This window comes from Streptomyces sp. NPDC018026 (assembly GCF_044327745.1).
Classification (GTDB): domain Bacteria; phylum Actinomycetota; class Actinomycetes; order Streptomycetales; family Streptomycetaceae; genus Streptomyces; species Streptomyces rubrogriseus.
Genome location: NZ_JBIRFY010000010.1, coordinates 157,108 through 171,992 on the forward strand (window position 1 = coordinate 157,108; position 14,885 = coordinate 171,992).

The 14,885-nt window shown below is 72.9% G+C and carries 16 protein-coding genes and 1 pseudogene; 6 read left to right on the forward strand and 11 right to left on the reverse strand.

All coding sequences use genetic code 11. From position 1 onward, the window contains the following. Positions 1-5: 5 nt before the first annotated feature. Positions 6-413, reverse strand: a complete 408-nt coding sequence (locus ACH4D3_RS28285) for a PPOX class F420-dependent oxidoreductase (RefSeq protein ID WP_398327504.1) — start codon at positions 411-413, stop codon at positions 6-8. Positions 414-462: 49 nt separating this feature from the next. Then, positions 463-1,644 (reverse strand): MalY/PatB family protein, encoded by a 1,182-nt coding sequence (locus tag ACH4D3_RS28290; protein ID WP_398327507.1) that lies wholly within the window; start codon positions 1,642-1,644, stop codon positions 463-465. Positions 1,645-1,801: 157 nt separating this feature from the next. Between ACH4D3_RS28290 and ACH4D3_RS28295 the strand changes: the two genes are divergently transcribed. Continuing rightward, complete coding sequence (locus ACH4D3_RS28295) at positions 1,802-3,166, forward strand: S1 family peptidase (RefSeq protein ID WP_398327510.1); 1,365 nt, start codon at positions 1,802-1,804, stop codon at positions 3,164-3,166. Positions 3,167-3,239: 73 nt separating this feature from the next. Here the strand turns inward: ACH4D3_RS28295 and ACH4D3_RS28300 are convergent, their stop codons facing one another. The 3 genes from ACH4D3_RS28300 to ACH4D3_RS28310 form a co-directional block, all read right to left on the reverse strand. Continuing rightward, the gene (locus ACH4D3_RS28300; protein ID WP_398327513.1) at positions 3,240-3,425 is read right to left on the reverse strand and encodes a hypothetical protein; all 186 of its coding nucleotides are present in this window, start codon (positions 3,423-3,425) and stop codon (positions 3,240-3,242) included. A gap of 171 nt (positions 3,426-3,596) precedes the next feature. Next, the gene (locus ACH4D3_RS28305; RefSeq protein ID WP_398327516.1) at positions 3,597-4,292 is read right to left on the reverse strand and encodes a L,D-transpeptidase family protein; all 696 of its coding nucleotides are present in this window, start codon (positions 4,290-4,292) and stop codon (positions 3,597-3,599) included. A gap of 205 nt (positions 4,293-4,497) precedes the next feature. Then, positions 4,498-5,298 (reverse strand): SDR family NAD(P)-dependent oxidoreductase, encoded by an 801-nt coding sequence (locus tag ACH4D3_RS28310; protein WP_398327519.1) that lies wholly within the window; start codon positions 5,296-5,298, stop codon positions 4,498-4,500. Positions 5,299-5,348: 50 nt separating this feature from the next. On the opposite strand from ACH4D3_RS28310, the gene ACH4D3_RS28315 reads away from it, so the two are divergent. Continuing rightward, positions 5,349-5,888, forward strand: a complete 540-nt coding sequence (locus tag ACH4D3_RS28315; protein WP_398327522.1) for a hypothetical protein — start codon at positions 5,349-5,351, stop codon at positions 5,886-5,888. On the opposite strand, the gene ACH4D3_RS28320 is transcribed toward ACH4D3_RS28315, so the two are convergent. The 3 genes from ACH4D3_RS28320 to ACH4D3_RS28330 all read right to left on the reverse strand — a co-directional run bounded on the left by ACH4D3_RS28320 (position 5,872) and on the right by ACH4D3_RS28330 (position 8,688). Beyond that, the gene (locus ACH4D3_RS28320; RefSeq protein ID WP_398327525.1) at positions 5,872-6,798 is read right to left on the reverse strand and encodes an SDR family oxidoreductase; all 927 of its coding nucleotides are present in this window, start codon (positions 6,796-6,798) and stop codon (positions 5,872-5,874) included. The two genes, ACH4D3_RS28315 and ACH4D3_RS28320, sit on opposite strands and share 17 nt — an antisense overlap. A 172-nt stretch (positions 6,799-6,970) precedes the next feature. Next, positions 6,971-7,600, reverse strand: a complete 630-nt coding sequence (locus tag ACH4D3_RS28325; RefSeq protein ID WP_398327528.1) for an MBL fold metallo-hydrolase — start codon at positions 7,598-7,600, stop codon at positions 6,971-6,973. Beyond that, positions 7,600-8,688 (reverse strand): S-(hydroxymethyl)mycothiol dehydrogenase, encoded by a 1,089-nt coding sequence (locus tag ACH4D3_RS28330; RefSeq protein WP_398327530.1) that lies wholly within the window; start codon positions 8,686-8,688, stop codon positions 7,600-7,602. The genes ACH4D3_RS28325 and ACH4D3_RS28330 overlap by 1 nt, the downstream gene beginning before the upstream one ends. A gap of 177 nt (positions 8,689-8,865) precedes the next feature. Here ACH4D3_RS28330 and ACH4D3_RS28335 point away from each other — a divergent pair, with 177 nt between their 5' ends. After that, positions 8,866-10,620 carry an ABC transporter ATP-binding protein gene (locus tag ACH4D3_RS28335; protein WP_398327533.1) on the forward strand — a complete coding sequence of 585 codons (1,755 nt, stop codon included), beginning with the start codon at positions 8,866-8,868 and terminating at the stop codon, positions 10,618-10,620. Positions 10,621-10,628: 8 nt separating this feature from the next. Here ACH4D3_RS28335 and ACH4D3_RS28340 read toward each other — a convergent pair whose 3' ends face one another. Then, positions 10,629-10,913: a hypothetical protein gene (locus ACH4D3_RS28340; RefSeq protein WP_398327536.1), complete on the reverse strand. Its 285-nt coding sequence runs from the start codon at positions 10,911-10,913 to the stop codon at positions 10,629-10,631. Between the two features lie 181 nt (positions 10,914-11,094). Between ACH4D3_RS28340 and ACH4D3_RS28345 the strand changes: the two genes are divergently transcribed. Beyond that, the gene (locus tag ACH4D3_RS28345; protein ID WP_398327539.1) at positions 11,095-11,460 is read left to right on the forward strand and encodes a nuclear transport factor 2 family protein; all 366 of its coding nucleotides are present in this window, start codon (positions 11,095-11,097) and stop codon (positions 11,458-11,460) included. 50 nt (positions 11,461-11,510) lie between these two features. Here the strand turns inward: ACH4D3_RS28345 and ACH4D3_RS28350 are convergent, their stop codons facing one another. Further along, a complete protein-coding gene (locus tag ACH4D3_RS28350) occupies positions 11,511-12,170 on the reverse strand; it encodes a TetR/AcrR family transcriptional regulator (protein ID WP_398327542.1) in 660 nt (219 codons plus the stop codon). A gap of 185 nt (positions 12,171-12,355) precedes the next feature. On the opposite strand from ACH4D3_RS28350, the gene ACH4D3_RS28355 reads away from it, so the two are divergent. Continuing rightward, the gene (locus ACH4D3_RS28355; RefSeq protein WP_398327545.1) at positions 12,356-13,609 is read left to right on the forward strand and encodes a YncE family protein; all 1,254 of its coding nucleotides are present in this window, start codon (positions 12,356-12,358) and stop codon (positions 13,607-13,609) included. A 241-nt stretch (positions 13,610-13,850) separates the two neighbouring features. On the opposite strand, the pseudogene ACH4D3_RS28360 reads toward ACH4D3_RS28355, so the two are convergent. Next, positions 13,851-14,180: pseudogene (locus ACH4D3_RS28360) on the reverse strand (metallophosphoesterase family protein); the annotation flags it as partial. 112 nt (positions 14,181-14,292) lie between these two features. Between ACH4D3_RS28360 and ACH4D3_RS28365 the strand changes: the two are divergent. Next, entirely contained in the window at positions 14,293-14,877 is a 585-nt protein-coding gene (locus ACH4D3_RS28365; RefSeq protein ID WP_398327548.1) for a hydrolase, read from the forward strand. The last annotated feature ends 8 nt before the right edge of the window (positions 14,878-14,885 follow it).

Below are 14,885 nucleotides of genomic sequence, written 5' to 3' on the forward strand. Positions count from 1 at the left end.
GCGGGTCAGTTCCCGGCCGGCGGTGCGGACGTGAGCGTGACGCGGATTCCCAGGGTGCCGTCGAGCCCGCGGCGCAGCCTGCTGCCGAGCAGGGTGAGCCGGCCGACGACGCCGTACTTGCGGGCGAGCAGCCGCCGGTAGCGGGCCGTGGTGGCCGCGTCGCAGATCTCCGCCGTCCCCGGGACCTGCTCCCCGGTCGGCCTGCCGCGCACGTCGCAGGGGCCGACCAGGACGTCGGTGCGGTTGCGCACGCGCTTGACCTTCCAGGAGTCGGCCACGGTCCAGACGCCGAGCGCGTCCCCGTCCCGCACGACCCACACCGGGGTGGCGACCGGCGTGCCGTTCTTCCGGTACGTGGTGACCAGCAGGTACTTGCCGGCGCCGAGCCGGGCCAGTGACGCGTCGTCGTCCATGTCCGGAAGTCTAAGACCGCCCAGCCGGTTCCCCGGCGTCGCTCCCGGCTCACTCCAGGGCGGCCGCCATCCTGCGCACCGCCTCCCTGAGCACTTCCGGCGCGGTCGCCAGGTTGAGCCGCACGTGCCCCGCCCCTCCGCTGCCGAAGGGAACGCCGGAGCTGAGGGCCACCCGGCCCCGGTCGAGGAAGACGTCGGCCGGGTCGTCACCGAGGCCGAGGGCGCGGCAGTCGAGCCAGGCGAGGTAGGTCGCCTCGCCGGTGCGGTGCACGACGCCGGGCAGCCGCTCGGCGAGCAGGCCGGTGAGCAGCCGCCGGTTCTCGTCGAGCCCGGCGAGCACGGCGTCCAGCCAGGCGGTTCCGTCACGCAGGGCGGCGGTGTGGGCGAGGACGCCGACGTGACTCGGCCCGTGACCGACCTCCTCGGGCATCCGCGCCAGGTCGGCGGCGGCCCCGGGGCCCGCGACGGCCAGGGCCGCCTTGAGCCCGGCGAGGTTCCAGCCCTTGGACGCCGACATCAGGGAGAGGCCTCGCTCGGCGCCGGGCACGCTCAGGTAGGGCACGAACCGCGCCTCGGGGGCGGTGACGACCGGAGCGTGGATCTCGTCGGCGACGACCCGGACGCCGTACCGCTCCGCCAGGGCGGCGACGGCCGCCAGTTCCTCGGCGGTGTGCACGGTGCCGGTCGGGTTGTGCGGGCTGCACAGCAGGTGGGCCGCCCGGCCACCGCCCGCGACGGCCCGCCGGAAGGCCTCCTCCAGCACGCCGAGGTCGATCCGCAGGTCCGGACCGAGGGGCGCCTCGACGACGCGCCGGTCCATGTGGGTGACGAACTGGTAGAACGGCGGGTACACCGGCGGGTTGACGATCACCGGGTCGCCGGGCCCGGTGACCAGCTTGAGCATCTCGACGACGCCCAGCATCACGTCGGGCACGATCGCCGTGCGTTCCACGGCCGGGCCGTCCCAGCCCCACCGCTTGCCGGCGAAGGCGGCGAGGGCCTCGGCGTAGGCGGTGCCGACGGGGTAGCCGGTGTCGCCGAGTTCCATGGCGTCGGTGACGGCACGCACGACGGGTCCGGCGAGCGGCACGTCCATCTCGGCCACCCACAGCGGCAGTACCTCCGCCGGGTGGGTGCGCCACTTCATGCTGGTACGCCGGCGCAGTTGGTCCGGCGTGAGTGCGCGCAGCGGGTTCGGTTCACCGGCCTGGTCCCACGGGTTGCTGGTCATGGGGCCAAGATAGGACGCGGTGACGGGGCCGGGGCCGGGGAACAAGGCTCCGGCCCGGTGAACACCGGGGTTCCCGCCGCCGTATGGGAGGAGGGTGCTCGACGTCCGGAGGCCCCCGCGGCGGCGACGCCGCGCGGTCGGGTTCGGGAGCGCAGGCATGAGGCACGCACGACGACGCATCGTCCGGCGAGTGGCACGGCTGGCGGCCGTCGGCGGACTGCTGCTCGGGGGGACGATGGTCACCCGGGCCGTGGCGAGTGAGCCGCCCGACGCGTCCCCCGCACCGCGCACCTTCGCGGGGACCGCGTCCGGCGCCGGTGCCGACCTCGTGTCCCGGCTCGGCACCGATCGTACGGCCGGTCACTGGGTCGACTCCGACGGGCGGCCGGTCGTGGCGGTGACGGACGAGAGCGCGGCCGAGGCGGTGCGGCGGGCGGGTGCGACGGCGAAGCGGGTGCGGCACAGCATGTCCGAGCTGAGGTCGGCGGCCTCGACGCTGCGCTCGGCGCCCCGGGTGACCGGTACCGCGTGGGCGCTGGACTACCGCTCGAACGAGGTGGTGGTCCGGGGCGACCGCACGGTCTCCGGGTCGGACTGGTCGCGGCTGACGGGAGTCGCGGAGGGCATCGGCGGATTCGTCCGCATGGAGCGTACGGAGGGCGCGTTCACCACCCGTCTGAACGGGGCGGAACCGATCCTGTCCACGGCGGGCCGCTGCTCGGCGGGATTCAATGTGACCGACGGCACGAGCGACTTCATCCTGACCGCCGGTCACTGCGGCCCGACGGGCTCCGTCTGGTTCGGCGACCGCCCCGGTGACGGGCAGGTCGGCAGGACGGTCGCCGGGAGCTTCCCCGGGGACGACTTCTCCCTGGTGGAGTACGCGAACGGCAAGGCGGGCGACGGCGCCGACGTGGTGGCGGTCGGCGACGGCAAGGGGGTGCGGATCACGGGGGCGGGCGAACCGGCGGTCGGGCAGCGGGTGTTCCGCAGCGGGAGCACCAGCGGGCTGCGCGACGGCCGGGTGACGGCGCTGGACGCGACGGTCAACTACCCGGAGGGCACGGTCACCGGTCTGATCGAGACGGACGTGTGCGCCGAGCCCGGGGACAGCGGTGGGCCGATGTTCTCCGAGGGCGTCGCGCTCGGGGTGACGTCGGGCGGCAGTGGCGACTGCGCCAAGGGCGGCACCACGTTCTTCCAGCCGCTGCCGGAGGCCATGGCGTCGCTCGGGGTCCGGCTGATCGTCCCGGGGCAAAAGGGTGCCGCCGCGGGCACCTCGGCACCGGCCGGCCAGGAACCGGGCACCCGGGCACCGGGCACCTCCGGGGCGGGGGCGCCGGCCCCCGGGGCGGGCGTCGACGGCTCGACCCTGCTCGCCCGGCTCACCGACCGGCGGAACATCGGGCCGGGCCTGCTGGTGGTCGCGGGCAGCCTGGTGGCGCTGGTGGCCACGCGCTGGATTCGCGAGGAGCAGGACCGCAAGGCCTATCGGCGGCGGTACTCGGCGACGTGGGGCTGACCGGGCCGGTACGAGGCCCGGTCCTCGGGGCTGCCGGAGGGCCGGGACGGCGAGGAGTCCTGGGCGGCGCCGGTCAGGCGGCCCTCACGGACTCCGGGGCCGCGTTGGCCCACTCCATGACGAGCCGCTGGTACTCCGCGCGCTGCTCGACGCTCAGTGTCCCGCCCGACCGGAGCCACAGGGCCCGGATCTCCTCGTTGACCTCGGCAGCCGATCGCTCGGAGGAGGGTTCAACAGTGGTGGACATGCTGTGAAGCATACGGTGCCCCGCGTGAAGACGATGTGAGTAATCACGAGCCAAGCGGACATATCGGACCGTGTTACTGATCACGTCCATGCTCTCATCTGTCAAGACCTACCGGCGAGTTCGTTCCCGGCCCCCGGCGTCACCGAACCGCGGTCGACTCGCGGACGCTGCCGCCCGTGTGCGTCAGGTGCCCGGCTTGCGGCCGTACACGTAGACGTCGTCGCCCTTCTTCAGCAGCGACCAGTACTTCTTGGCGTCGGCCTTCCGCATGTTGACGCAGCCGTGCGAGCCCGGCGGGTTCCACATGCCGACGCCGACGGAGTGGAAGGCCTGGCCGCCGTCGAAGAACTGGCTGTAGGGCATCGGCACGTGGTAGATGGTCGAGACATGGTCGATGTTGCGCCAGTAGACCTTCTTCAGACCGGTGCGGGTCTCGTAGCCGTTGCGCCCGGTACGGACCGGGACCGGCCCGTACACCAGCTTCTTGCCGTCCTGGATCCAGCTCAGCTGGAGGCTGAGGTTCACGCAGGCGATGCGGCCCTTGTTGGTGGGGCATTTGCCGGCTTTGTTCGGGTTCTTTCCGACGGCCTTCTGCTTCGTCATCAGGTCCATCACTCCCCAGGTGACGGGGCCCGCGTAGCCGGCGTTGGGCCGGATGCCGTGCTTGGTCTGGAAGTCGCGGATCGCCTTGCAGTCGGCGGTGGACTGCTTGCCGTCGGCCTTGCGGCCGAGGAACTTCTCCACCTTCTTCTGGTACGGCCCCGCCTTCGCGGCGCAGCTCGCGGCCTGGGCCGGTGCCGCCGTGAGCGCGAGTGTGAGCGGTGCCACCAGTGCGGTGACCCCGAGTGCGACGGCTCCCCGTCTGCGTATGTCCCCCATGGCCGGTCATGCCTTTCGCGTCGAGGCGGTGCGCCGGGCGGAAGGTCGCCCTCGTGCGATCCCGGCATGCTAGACCGCCGTCCGGCGGCTTTGGTTGCGTGCCGCCTGCCGCCGCGACGCAACCGTGACAAACACCACCGGACCATTCCGGACCGCACCCGACCACACCCGACCGCACCAGACCGCACCGGACCGCGCAGGTGCGTCAGTCCGAGCCCTCCGCCCGCGCGATCGCCCGCCGGAAGCCGGTGTTGACCGCGGTCAGACCGCCGTCCACCGCCAGCGTGGTCCCGGTGATCCAGGCGGCGTCGCGGGAGGCGAGGAAGGCGACGGCCGCCGCGACGTCCTCGGGCTCGCCGACCCGCCCCAGCGGGTACAGCCCCCGCACCGCCGCCAGTTCCTCGTCCCGGCCCTCCCAGGCCGTGGTGCGCACCGTGCCCGGCGTGACGAGGTTGACGCGGACGCCGCGCGGGCCCGCGTGTCCGGCGAGGGTGCGGGTCAGCGAGGCGAGACCCGCCTTGGCCGCGCTGTAGGCGTGGTTGCCGAAGTCCTGGACCCTGTTGACGGAGCCGATGCTCACGATCGCGCCGCGCCCGGAGGCCGCGAGGTGGGGCAGCGCGGCCCGGCAGCAGCGCTGGGCGCCGGTGAGGGTGACATCGAGGTCGCGGGCCCAGACGTCGTCCGGCTCGTCCTCGAAGAGCGGGGCGTCCGGCGTACAGGCGAAGGCGTTGTTGACCAGCACGTCCAGGCCGCCGAAGGTTTCCACGGCGTGGGCGACGGCCGTCTCGACGGACGCCCGGTCGCTCACGTCGCAGCCGAACGCGGTCACGTCGAGCCCGTCGTCCGCCAGGTCCGCCGCCGTCCGCCGCGCCGCCGCGAGGTCCACGTCGGTCAGCAGTACCCGGGCTCCCTCCGTGGCGAGCCGGCGTGCGGTGGCCGCGCCGATGCCCCGGGCCGCGCCCGTCACGAGTGCCGCGTGGTCGGTGAATCGCCTGGTGTCCGTCATGGGCCAGACGGTAGTACCGCGGCGATCACAGGGGCAGATAGCGTGCGGCCATGTCCGCGTTCCTGCAGCAACTCCCCGCGCTCATCGGCGTCGTCATCGGCGCGCTCGGTTCCTATCTCGCCGTGGTCCGCAGCGACCGGGCACGGTTGCGCCGGGAGAGCGAGGCCCGCTGGGAGGAGCGCAGGCTCGCGGTGTACTCCGACTACGCGCGGACCGTGAAGACCTCCGTCACGCTGACGTACCGGGTCGCCGCCCACCTCGGCAACGACCCCCACCCGCATCCGCTGACTCCCCGGGAGGCCGCGCCGGCCCAGGCGGAGGCCGCCGTCGCCCGCGACCCGGCCGGTGAGGCGCTGCTCCTGCTGGGCAGCAGGGACGTGGTGGAGAAGGCGCGGGTCTGGGTGGTGGCGGTGATGGAGATGGAGCGCTTCCTGCGGGAGGAGACCCGCGACCCGGATGCCTGGCGCACCCTGCTGGAGGGGCAGCGCACCGCGCGCGAGGGCTATTACGCCGCCGTGCGGAAGGACCTGGCGCTGCCGCCGGGGCACGGCGCCCGGTGGCCGTTGCCGCCCGTCAGCGATACCCCGTGACGTCGGCGGGCTTGTCCGCGTCCTGGACCTCCACGAGATAACGCCAGGCGTCCGGGCGGCTACCGTCGAGGTCGGTGAAGCCGTACTCCTGGGCGAGCGAGCCGCTGGAGAAGGACCGCCCGTTGAAGCGCGCCACACCGGGGTCGGCGGCGAGGGCGGTGACGGCGCGGCCGACGTAGCGGGGCGTCTCGGAGATGGCGAAGTGCGGGACGCGGTCGAGGGCGTCGCGCCAGTTCTCCTCGCGCACGCCGAAGTGGTCGAGCATGATCTCCGAACGCAGCCAGCCGGGGGTCAGCGCGACGGCGGTGGCGCCGCGCGGTCCCACCTCGTGCCCGAGGGAGAAGGCCATCCGCAGGACGGACGTCTTGGCGAGGTCGTAGAAGAACGAGTTGCGGTAGTGGTCGCGGTTGTAGGCGTCGGTGCCGTCGGTGACCTCGACGACCAGTCCGCCGGGGCGGCGCAGCAGCAGCGGCAGCGCGTGGTGGCTGGTGATGGCGTGGGTCTCGACGGCGAGCCGCAGCAGTCTGAGGCCGTTGTCGAGGTCGTGCGCCCAGACAGGGCTGTCCCACTCGAAGAGGGTCTCGCCGCCCCAGATGTCGTTGACCAGGATGTCGAGGCGGGCGTCTTCGCTGGCGATCCGGTCGACGACGGCGGCGACCTGCGCCGGGTCCAGGTGGTCGGCGGGTACGGCGACGCCGTGGCCGCCCGCCTCGGTGACCAGGTCGGCGGTGTCCTCGATGGTCTCGGGGCGGTCGTACTCCGAGCGCCGGGCGCGGGTGCTGCGGCCGGTGACGTAGACGGTGGCGCCGGCCGCGCCCAGTTCGACGGCGATGCCCCGGCCGGCGCCGCGGGTCGCTCCGGCGACCAGTGCGACCCTGCCCGCCAGCGGACCTTTCGATGACCCTGTCATGTCCGGCTTCCGTTCCTCTCCCTCACGTCCCGTACGGGTTCACGTCCCGTACGGGCGATGTCGTGTTCGAGAGTGCCCGGGAAGCCGGACATCTTCTGTCACCTTTACCGCGTGTCCCCGCGTTTACGCGTTCCGGCATGTGCGGGGGCGGTTCCGGCGCCGACCGCCCAGGTCAGTGCCCGCGCCTGATCCACTCCTCCAGGTGCGGGGCCTCGGCGCCGATGGTCGTGGAGTCGCCGTGACCGGTGCGGACCTCGGTCTCGGGCGGGAGGACCAGCAGCTTGTCCCGGATCGAGTCGATGATGGTCGGGAAGTGGGAGTAGGAGCGGCCGGTGGCGCCCGGTCCGCCCTGGAAGAGGGTGTCGCCGGTGAACACGGTGCCGAGACCGGGGTCGTAGAGGCAGACCGCGCCGGGTGCGTGGCCCGGGGTGTGCAGGACGGTCAGGTCGGCGCCGGCCGCCTCGATGACGAGGCCGTCGGTCAGCCACGCGTCCGGCTCGCGGTCGGGGTGGGTCTGCTGCCACAGGGGGAGGTCGTCGCGATGCAGCCAGATGGTGGCGCCGGTGCGCTCGGCGAGCGCGGGCGCGGCGCCCACGTGGTCGTTGTGGGCGTGGGTGCACACGATGGCGGTGAGCCGCCGGTCCCCTACGGCCTCGGCGATCGCGTCGGCGTCGTGGGCGGCGTCGACGACCACCACCTCGTGGTCGTCGCCGACCAGCCAGACGTTGTTGTCGACGTCCCAGGTGCCGCCGTCGAGGCTGAACTGCCCGGAGGTGACGAGGCGTTCGATGCGGGGGGCCATCAGAGCACCACCACCGAACGCAGCACGTCACCGGCGTGCATCCGGTCGAAGGCCTGCTCCACCTCGTCGAGGCGGATGGTCTCGGTGACGAACTTGCCGAGGTCCAGGCGGCCCTGGAGGTGGAGGTCGACGAGCATCGGGAAGTCGCGGGAGGGCAGGCAGTCGCCGTACCAGGAGGACTTGAGCGAGCCGCCGCGGCCGAACACGTCGAGCAGGGGCAGCTCCAGCTTCATCTCGGGTGTGGGCACGCCGACCAGGACGACGGTGCCGGCCAGGTCGCGGGCGTAGAAGGCCTGCCGGTAGGTCTCCGGGCGGCCGACGGCCTCGATGACGACGTCGGCGCCGAAGCCGCCGGTCAGTTCGCGGATCGCCTCGACGGGGTCGGTCCCGCGGGAGTTGACGGTGTGGGTGGCGCCCATGGAACGGGCGGTCTCCAGTTTGCGGTCGTCGATGTCGACGGCGATGACCTTCGACGCGCCCGCCAGGTACGACCCGGCGATCGCCGCGTCGCCGACGCCGCCGCAGCCGATGACGGCGACGGTGTCACCGCGGCCGACGTTGCCGGTGTTGATGGCGGCGCCGATGCCGGCCATCACCCCGCAGCCGAGGAGCCCGGCCACCTCGGCCGGGACCGCCGGGTCGACCTTGGTGCACTGTCCGGCGGCGACCAGGGTCTTCTCGGCGAAGGCGCCGATGCCGAGCGCCGGGGACAGCTCCTGACCGGTCGCGGCCAGGGTCATCTTCTGCTCGGCGTTGTGGGTGTCGAAGCAGTACCAGGGCCGTCCGCGCCGACAGGCCCGGCACTTGCCGCACACGGCGCGCCAGTTGAGGATCACGAAGTCGCCGGGGGCCACGTCGGTGACCCCGGCACCGACCGACTCGACCACGCCCGCGGCCTCGTGGCCGAGCAGGAACGGGAACTCGTCGTTGATGCCGCCCTGCTTGTAGTGCAGGTCGGTGTGGCACACCCCGCAGGCCTGGATCTTGACCACGGCCTCGCCCGGGCCGGGGTCCGGCACGACGATCGTCTCGATCCGCACCGGCTCGTCCTTGCCCGGCGCGATCACGCCGCGTACTTCCTGCGCCATGGTCCTGACCCCTTCCTCGGCCGTTCAGCGTTCCCCCAGACCCTACGCGCAAGTGATCGGAAAGGGGCAGGTGACAGGGCGGTTCGCGGAGTACGGGTGGGCTGGCCCGGACCGGCGCGTGGTGGCGTTCGGCGCCGACGTAGCCTGAGTGCCCCGTCCGTGTGCCGAAGGAGCGACGTGACCACCGCACAGCCTCAGACCGGCACGCCCGCCTGGCGGCTGCTCCTGTCCTACGTACGACCGCACCGCACGGCCCTGTTCGCGGGCGCGCTGCTCTCCCTGGTCACGGGCGCCACCGGGCTGCTGCTGCCGCTGGTGGCGCGGGAGCTGATCGACGACCTGGCGCACGACCGGGCCATCACCGGGGCGCTGCTGGCCATGTCGGGGCTCGTGGTCGCCAACACGGCGCTGGGCGCCCTGGGTTCGTACGTGCTGCGGCGCACCGCCGAGTCGGTGGTGCTCGGGGCGCGGCGCACCCTGTCGTCGTATCTGCTGCGGCTGCGGATCGCGGCGGTGGACCGCACCGAGCCCGGTGACCTGATGGCCCGGATCACCTCCGACACGACGCTGCTGCGCGAGGTGACCACCGACTCCCTGATCGGCCTCGGCACCGGCGGGCTGACGCTGGTGGCGACGCTGGTGATGATGGGCGTCGTCGATCCCGTGCTGCTCGGGGTGACGCTGGCGGTGGTGCTGGGCGCGGGCACGGTGCTGGGTCTCATCGTGCCGCGCATCAACCGGGCGAGCCGGCAGGCGCAGGACGCGGTGGGCGTGATGGGCGCCGCGCTGGAGCGGATCCTCGGCGCGCTGCGCACGGTGAAGGCGTCGGGGGCCGAGCCCCGGGAGGAGCGGGTGCTGCACGAGGCCGCCGAGGAGTCGTGGCGGCAGAGCGTGCGCGCCGCCAAGTGGTCGGCCGCCGCGGGCAACACGGCGGGACTCGCGATGCAGATCGCCTTCATCACGGTGCTCGCGGTGGGCGGGGCGCGGGTGGCGACGGGAGCGATCGACGTGGGCACTCTGGTCGCGTTCCTGCTGTTCGTCTTCTATCTGATGTCCCCGATCCAGCAGGTCGTCGGCGCGATCACGCAGTACCAGACGGGACGGGCGGCGCTGGGCCGGATCCAGGACGCGCTGCGCCTGCCCGCGGAGCCGCAGGCCCGGCCGGTTCCGTTGCCGTCGCCGGGCGCGGCTCCGGCGTCGGTCGCCTTCCGCGACGTCCGCTTCCGCTACGCCGACGATCTTCCGTACGTCCACCACGGGGTGAGCTTCGAGGTGCCGGCCCGCGGGATGACGGCGTTCGTCGGTCCGTCCGGTGCGGGCAAGACCACCGTCTTCTCCCTCGTCGAGCGGTTCTACGACCCGGACTCCGGGGAGATCACGCTGGACGGCCGGAGCCTCGGGGACTGGGAACTGTCCGCGCTGCGGGCCTCGATCGGCTATGTGGAGCAGGACGCGCCGGTGCTGTCCGGTTCACTGCGGGACAATCTGCTGCTGGGCAATCCGGAGGGGGACGAGGCGGCCCTCGCCGCCGTGCTGAAGACGACCCGCCTGGACGGTCTGGTGGAACGGCTGCCGAACGGGCTGGAGACGCTCGTCGGGCATCGGGGCACCAAGCTGTCCGGGGGTGAGCGCCAGCGGGTGGCCATCGCCCGTGCGCTGCTGCGGCGGCCGCGTCTGCTGCTGCTCGACGAGGCCACCTCGCAGCTGGACGCGGTCAACGAGGCGGCGCTGCGCGACACCGTGGCGGACGTGGCCCGGACGACCACGGTGCTGGTGGTCGCGCACCGGCTGTCCACGGTGACGATGGCGGACCGGATCGTGGTGATGGACGCGGGGCGCGTGCGTGCGGTCGGCACGCACCGGGAGCTGGTGACCGCCGATCCGCTGTACGCGGAGCTGGCGGCCACCCAGTTCCTGGCGACCGGTGGCTGACGCGGGCGTCAGCCCAGGGCGGGGACCACACCGAAGACGGGCGAGACCAGGCCGGTGACCTGCTGGAGTTGCTGGAGGTCCTGGAGCCGGCTCAGCTGCTGGGAAGGGAGCGGCATCCGCGCCCGGTCCTCTGCGGGCATGTCACCGACCGCGAGCGAGTCGAGGGTGTTCGTCACGCTGAGCTTCTCCGTGCCCAGCGGACCCCCGCCGGCCGCGCTCGCCATCGGGGCGGCGAGGCCGGTGACACCGGCGGCGAGCCCGACGACGGCGACGATACGTCGTGTTGAGATCATGTGCTGAGCAACGCGGGCGGGCACGGCGTGGACACGGGCGGGCGGCGCCGCTCACCCGTGAGGACCAGTGTCACGGCCACCGTTGCCGTGGCCGCCGGGACGGAGGAAGCTCGAAGGGAGAGGGCCGAGGCGGCCCGTTCGGGCTCCGGGTCGCGGCCCTGGACGTCCGAAGGAGGTCGTCATGGGTACCACGGCAGGCCCCGGCTTCGACACCGAAGCGCTGCGCCGGGGCATCGAAGGAGAGACGGCGGCAGCCCTGTTGTCGCTGTACGCGCGGGACGCGGAGGTCCGCATCGTCGACCGGTACGACCAGCCCAGCCGCCCCAAGGTCCTGCACGGCCGGGACGAGATCGCCGAGATGCTCGACGACGTCTACAGCCGCGACATGACCCACCGGATGGCACGCTGTGTGGTCCAGGGCGACCAGGTCGCGTTCTCCGAGGAGTGCACCTATCCGGACGGCGTGCGGGTGCTCGCGGAGTCGATGCTGTCGCTGCGGGACGGTGAGATCGTCGAGCAGACCATGGTCCAGGCCTGGGACGAGTAGCCGGCGGTCGGCCGACGGGGGGCCGGTCGGTCCTCCGGGGGGCGGGCCGGTCACTTCTCCGGGGGCGGGGCGGGCGGGCTGAGGACGGCCAGGAGCTGGTGGACCAGTTCGTCGACGACCTCGTCGAGGGTCGCGTCCACCCAGCCCGCGCTGTAGTCGTGCAGCAGGCCGTTGACGCCGCCGATGAACGCGGTGGCGGCGAGCCGGTAGTCGCGGTGCGCCGCCTCCCCGCGTGCGGCGGCCGACCGGGCCTCGGCACAGATGAGGTCGACCCAGCGGGCCCGGCGGGCCAGCCGCTGTTCCTCCAGGCGCGGGCTGACGCCGACGATCTCCACGAAGGTGATGCGGACGCGGCGCGGATCGGCGGTGACGTTGGCGGCGTAGGCGCGGAAGACCGCGGCGGCGCGGTCGGCGAGGGGCAGGTCCCTGGCCCCCGCGGCCGCGGTGCGGACGGCCTCCTCGGCCCAGGCGTTGACCTGGAGGTGGAGGGCCGCGAGCACGTCCTCCAGGGTGCGGAACTCCTCGTAGAACTGGCGGGTGGACAGACCCGCGGCGTCGCTGAGGGCCGCGACGGTCGTGGCGCGGTAGCCGGGGCTGTCGCCGAACAGCTGGAGCGCGGCGTCGAGGAAGCGCCTTCGGCGCTCGGCCTGGCGCTGAGCGGCCGACTTGCCGCCGTAGCGGCCCGTCGGCCCGCTGAGCCTGCCCGCCACCCGCCGCCTCCTGCCTCGCGCCAACTCCTCGCTCTCCGGCCGATTTTGTCGGGTCCGGGGCCTTGTGGAGAAGGGCGCTCCTTCCTTACTTTGCAGTAAGTTCACTCTGAAAGCGGCTGTGTTCAGATTGCGCGCTGCAACGCTCCAGCACCCCCACACCACGCCCCCTGCCGGAGGAGAGCACCATGCCCGCCTTCTCGACCAGGCACCTCGGCGCCGTAGCCGCCGCCCTCGCCCTCACCGTCGCCGCCCCCGCCACCACGGCCTCGGCCGCTCCGGACGCCCCCGCCGCCCTGCGCGAGGTGATGTTCGTCGGCAACAACTGGGACGGCACCGCGGACGTCATCAGGTCCACCGGTGACTTCGCGAGGATCGGCCGGATCGACGTCGTCCCGGACAAGGCGGAGCGGATGGCGGAGATCAACGCCGATCCGATCAAGTGGATCTACTTCCAGGCCATCCGCAACGGCGTCGGTGAGGGACACGACCAGCTCGTCGACGACATGTACTCGACCCCGGACGGCGCCTCGGTGGTCGTCTCCCGGCCGAGCCTCGCCGACGTGGTCTCCGTCGACCTCGCCACGGGCGACATCAACTGGCGCTTCCCCGTCTCGGGTTACCGCTCCGACCACATGGCGGTCTCGCCCGACGGCACCCGGGTCGCGGTCTCGGCGTCGACCTCGAACACCGTGCACGTCCTCGACATCGAGACCGGTGAGCAGGTCGGCTCGTTCGGCACCGGCGACAAGCCGCACGAGAACATCTTCACCCGCGACGGCCGGTACATCTGGAACATGTCCATCGGTGACGTGAACACCGCACTCGACGCCCCCTGGCTCGACTGGACGAAGGGCGACCGGCGCATCACGGTCGTGGACGCGAGGACGTACGAGCGGGTCAGGGTCATCGACATGCGCGAGCGGCTCGACGCGATCGGCCTCGGTGACCATTCGGACGCGGTGCGGCCCGCCGTCTTCTCGCCCGACGAGTCGAAGCTGTACTTCCAGGTCTCGTTCTTCAACGGCTTCTTCGAGTACGACGTCGCCGGGGACCGGATCACCCGGACGAAGACCCTGCCGAAGAACCCCGCCACCAGTGAGGACCGCACCACCTGGGTCAACGACTCGCGCCACCACGGTCTCTCGATGAGCCCGGACGGCACCAGGATCTGCGTCGCGGGCACGATGGACGACTACGCGACGGTCGTGGACCGCGACACCCTCCAGGAGGGTCCGCTGGTGCCCGCGGCCAAGCCCTACTGGGCCACGGTCAGCGGCGACGGGACGCACTGCGTGGTCTCCGAGAGCGGCGCCGACCAGGTGACGGCCATCGACTTCGCCACCGGCGAGAAGTCGGTCTCCGTCCCCGTCGGCGATCACCCGCAGCGGGTCCGCATCGGCCGGGTGGCGGCGGACTGGACGGGGCCGTCGGCCGGCTGAGACGCCGCGCGGTCCGGGCCCGGCGGGTCGTCCCCGCACGTATGTGTGAACCGGCCCGTCCCGGGTAGTCGCCCGGCAACGGACGAGGCATGCATGCCCCTCGACCCCACTGCCCCGGAAGGAGGTCCGTGACAGCGCACTCCAGAAGAAGCGCCCGGGCCGCTTCCCGCGACACGGAGCGGCCCGGTCCGCACCGGGCGGCGCCCTCACGGGTGCCGCCCGTCCCGATGGCTGCCGCCGCTCAGCGCGGCGGCAGCCGGTGCAGCTCGACGTCCCGCAGTCGGCCGTCGGCGACCGTGGCGGTCATGTAGGTGCGATACGGCTGACGGCGCCGGTCCGTCGGCGACCCGGGGTTGAGCAGCCGCAGGCCGCTTGCGGCGGTGGTGTCCCAGGGGATGTGGCTGTGCCCGAAGACCAGGACGTCCAGGCCGGGGAAGCGGGCGGCGCAGCGGGCCTCGCGCCCTTGCGCGGCGCCCGTCTCGTGGACGACGCCGAAGCGCAGGCCGCGGCTCTCCAGCAGGTCGAGGGTGGCCGTGTCGACCCAGTCCCCCGCGTGCAGGACTGCTCCAGCTTAATCGACAGGTAAAACTGTGCAGGCTTAGCTGGACAGTTTTACCTGTCGAACCTACCGTGGGGTCGATCGCGGCCGAACCGTGTGAGAACCGTCCGAAAGGCACCGCCCCATGACCGTCACCGCCCTGGACCCCCGTACCGCCCTCGTCGTGATCGACCTCCAGGCCGGTATCGTCGCCGCGCCCACCGAGCCGTACACCGGCGCCGAGGTCGTGGCCCGGAGCGCCGAACTGGCCGAAGCCTTCCGGGCCCGCGACCTGCCCGTGGTGCTGGTCCGGGTCTCCTTCGCCGCCGACGGGGCGGACGCCGTGCCCGGCCGCACGGAGGCCGGCGGCGCCGGCGGGCCCCGCCCCGAGGGCTGGGACGTCGTCGTCGACGAACTGGCCGGGCACCCCGGCGACCTCACCGTCACCAAGCGCAACTGGGGCGCCTTCCACGGCACCGGCCTCGACGTGCAGTTGCGCCGCCGCGGCGTCACCCAGATCGTGCTGACCGGCATCGCCACCAGCATCGGTGTGGAGTCCACCGCCCGTGCCGCCCACGAGCACGGCTATCACGTCACGCTCGCGACCGACGCCATGAGCGACATGAGCGCGAAGGCGCACCTGGGCAGCGTGGAGCGGATCTTCCCGCGCCTGGGCGAGACGGGCACGACGCGGGACATCCTGGAACTGCTGGCCAAGACGCACGGCTGACCCGTGCG

Coding starts and splice junctions, on each gene's coding strand:
- ACH4D3_RS28290 (WP_398327507.1), bottom strand. CDS start 1,644: ATGACCAGCAACCCGTGGGACCAGGCCGGTGAACCGAACCCGCTGCGC.
- ACH4D3_RS28300 (WP_398327513.1), bottom strand. CDS start 3,425: ATGCTTCACAGCATGTCCACCACTGTTGAACCCTCCTCCGAGCGATCG.
- ACH4D3_RS28295 (WP_398327510.1), top strand. CDS start 1,802: ATGAGGCACGCACGACGACGCATCGTCCGGCGAGTGGCACGGCTGGCG.
- ACH4D3_RS28340 (WP_398327536.1), bottom strand. CDS start 10,913: ATGATCTCAACACGACGTATCGTCGCCGTCGTCGGGCTCGCCGCCGGT.
- ACH4D3_RS28365 (WP_398327548.1), top strand. CDS start 14,293: ATGACCGTCACCGCCCTGGACCCCCGTACCGCCCTCGTCGTGATCGAC.
- ACH4D3_RS28325 (WP_398327528.1), bottom strand. CDS start 7,600: ATGGCCCCCCGCATCGAACGCCTCGTCACCTCCGGGCAGTTCAGCCTC.
- ACH4D3_RS28345 (WP_398327539.1), top strand. CDS start 11,095: ATGGGTACCACGGCAGGCCCCGGCTTCGACACCGAAGCGCTGCGCCGG.
- ACH4D3_RS28285 (WP_398327504.1), bottom strand. CDS start 413: ATGGACGACGACGCGTCACTGGCCCGGCTCGGCGCCGGCAAGTACCTG.
- ACH4D3_RS28305 (WP_398327516.1), bottom strand. CDS start 4,292: ATGGGGGACATACGCAGACGGGGAGCCGTCGCACTCGGGGTCACCGCA.
- ACH4D3_RS28310 (WP_398327519.1), bottom strand. CDS start 5,298: ATGACGGACACCAGGCGATTCACCGACCACGCGGCACTCGTGACGGGC.
- ACH4D3_RS28330 (WP_398327530.1), bottom strand. CDS start 8,688: ATGGCGCAGGAAGTACGCGGCGTGATCGCGCCGGGCAAGGACGAGCCG.
- ACH4D3_RS28355 (WP_398327545.1), top strand. CDS start 12,356: ATGCCCGCCTTCTCGACCAGGCACCTCGGCGCCGTAGCCGCCGCCCTC.
- ACH4D3_RS28315 (WP_398327522.1), top strand. CDS start 5,349: ATGTCCGCGTTCCTGCAGCAACTCCCCGCGCTCATCGGCGTCGTCATC.
- ACH4D3_RS28320 (WP_398327525.1), bottom strand. CDS start 6,798: ATGACAGGGTCATCGAAAGGTCCGCTGGCGGGCAGGGTCGCACTGGTC.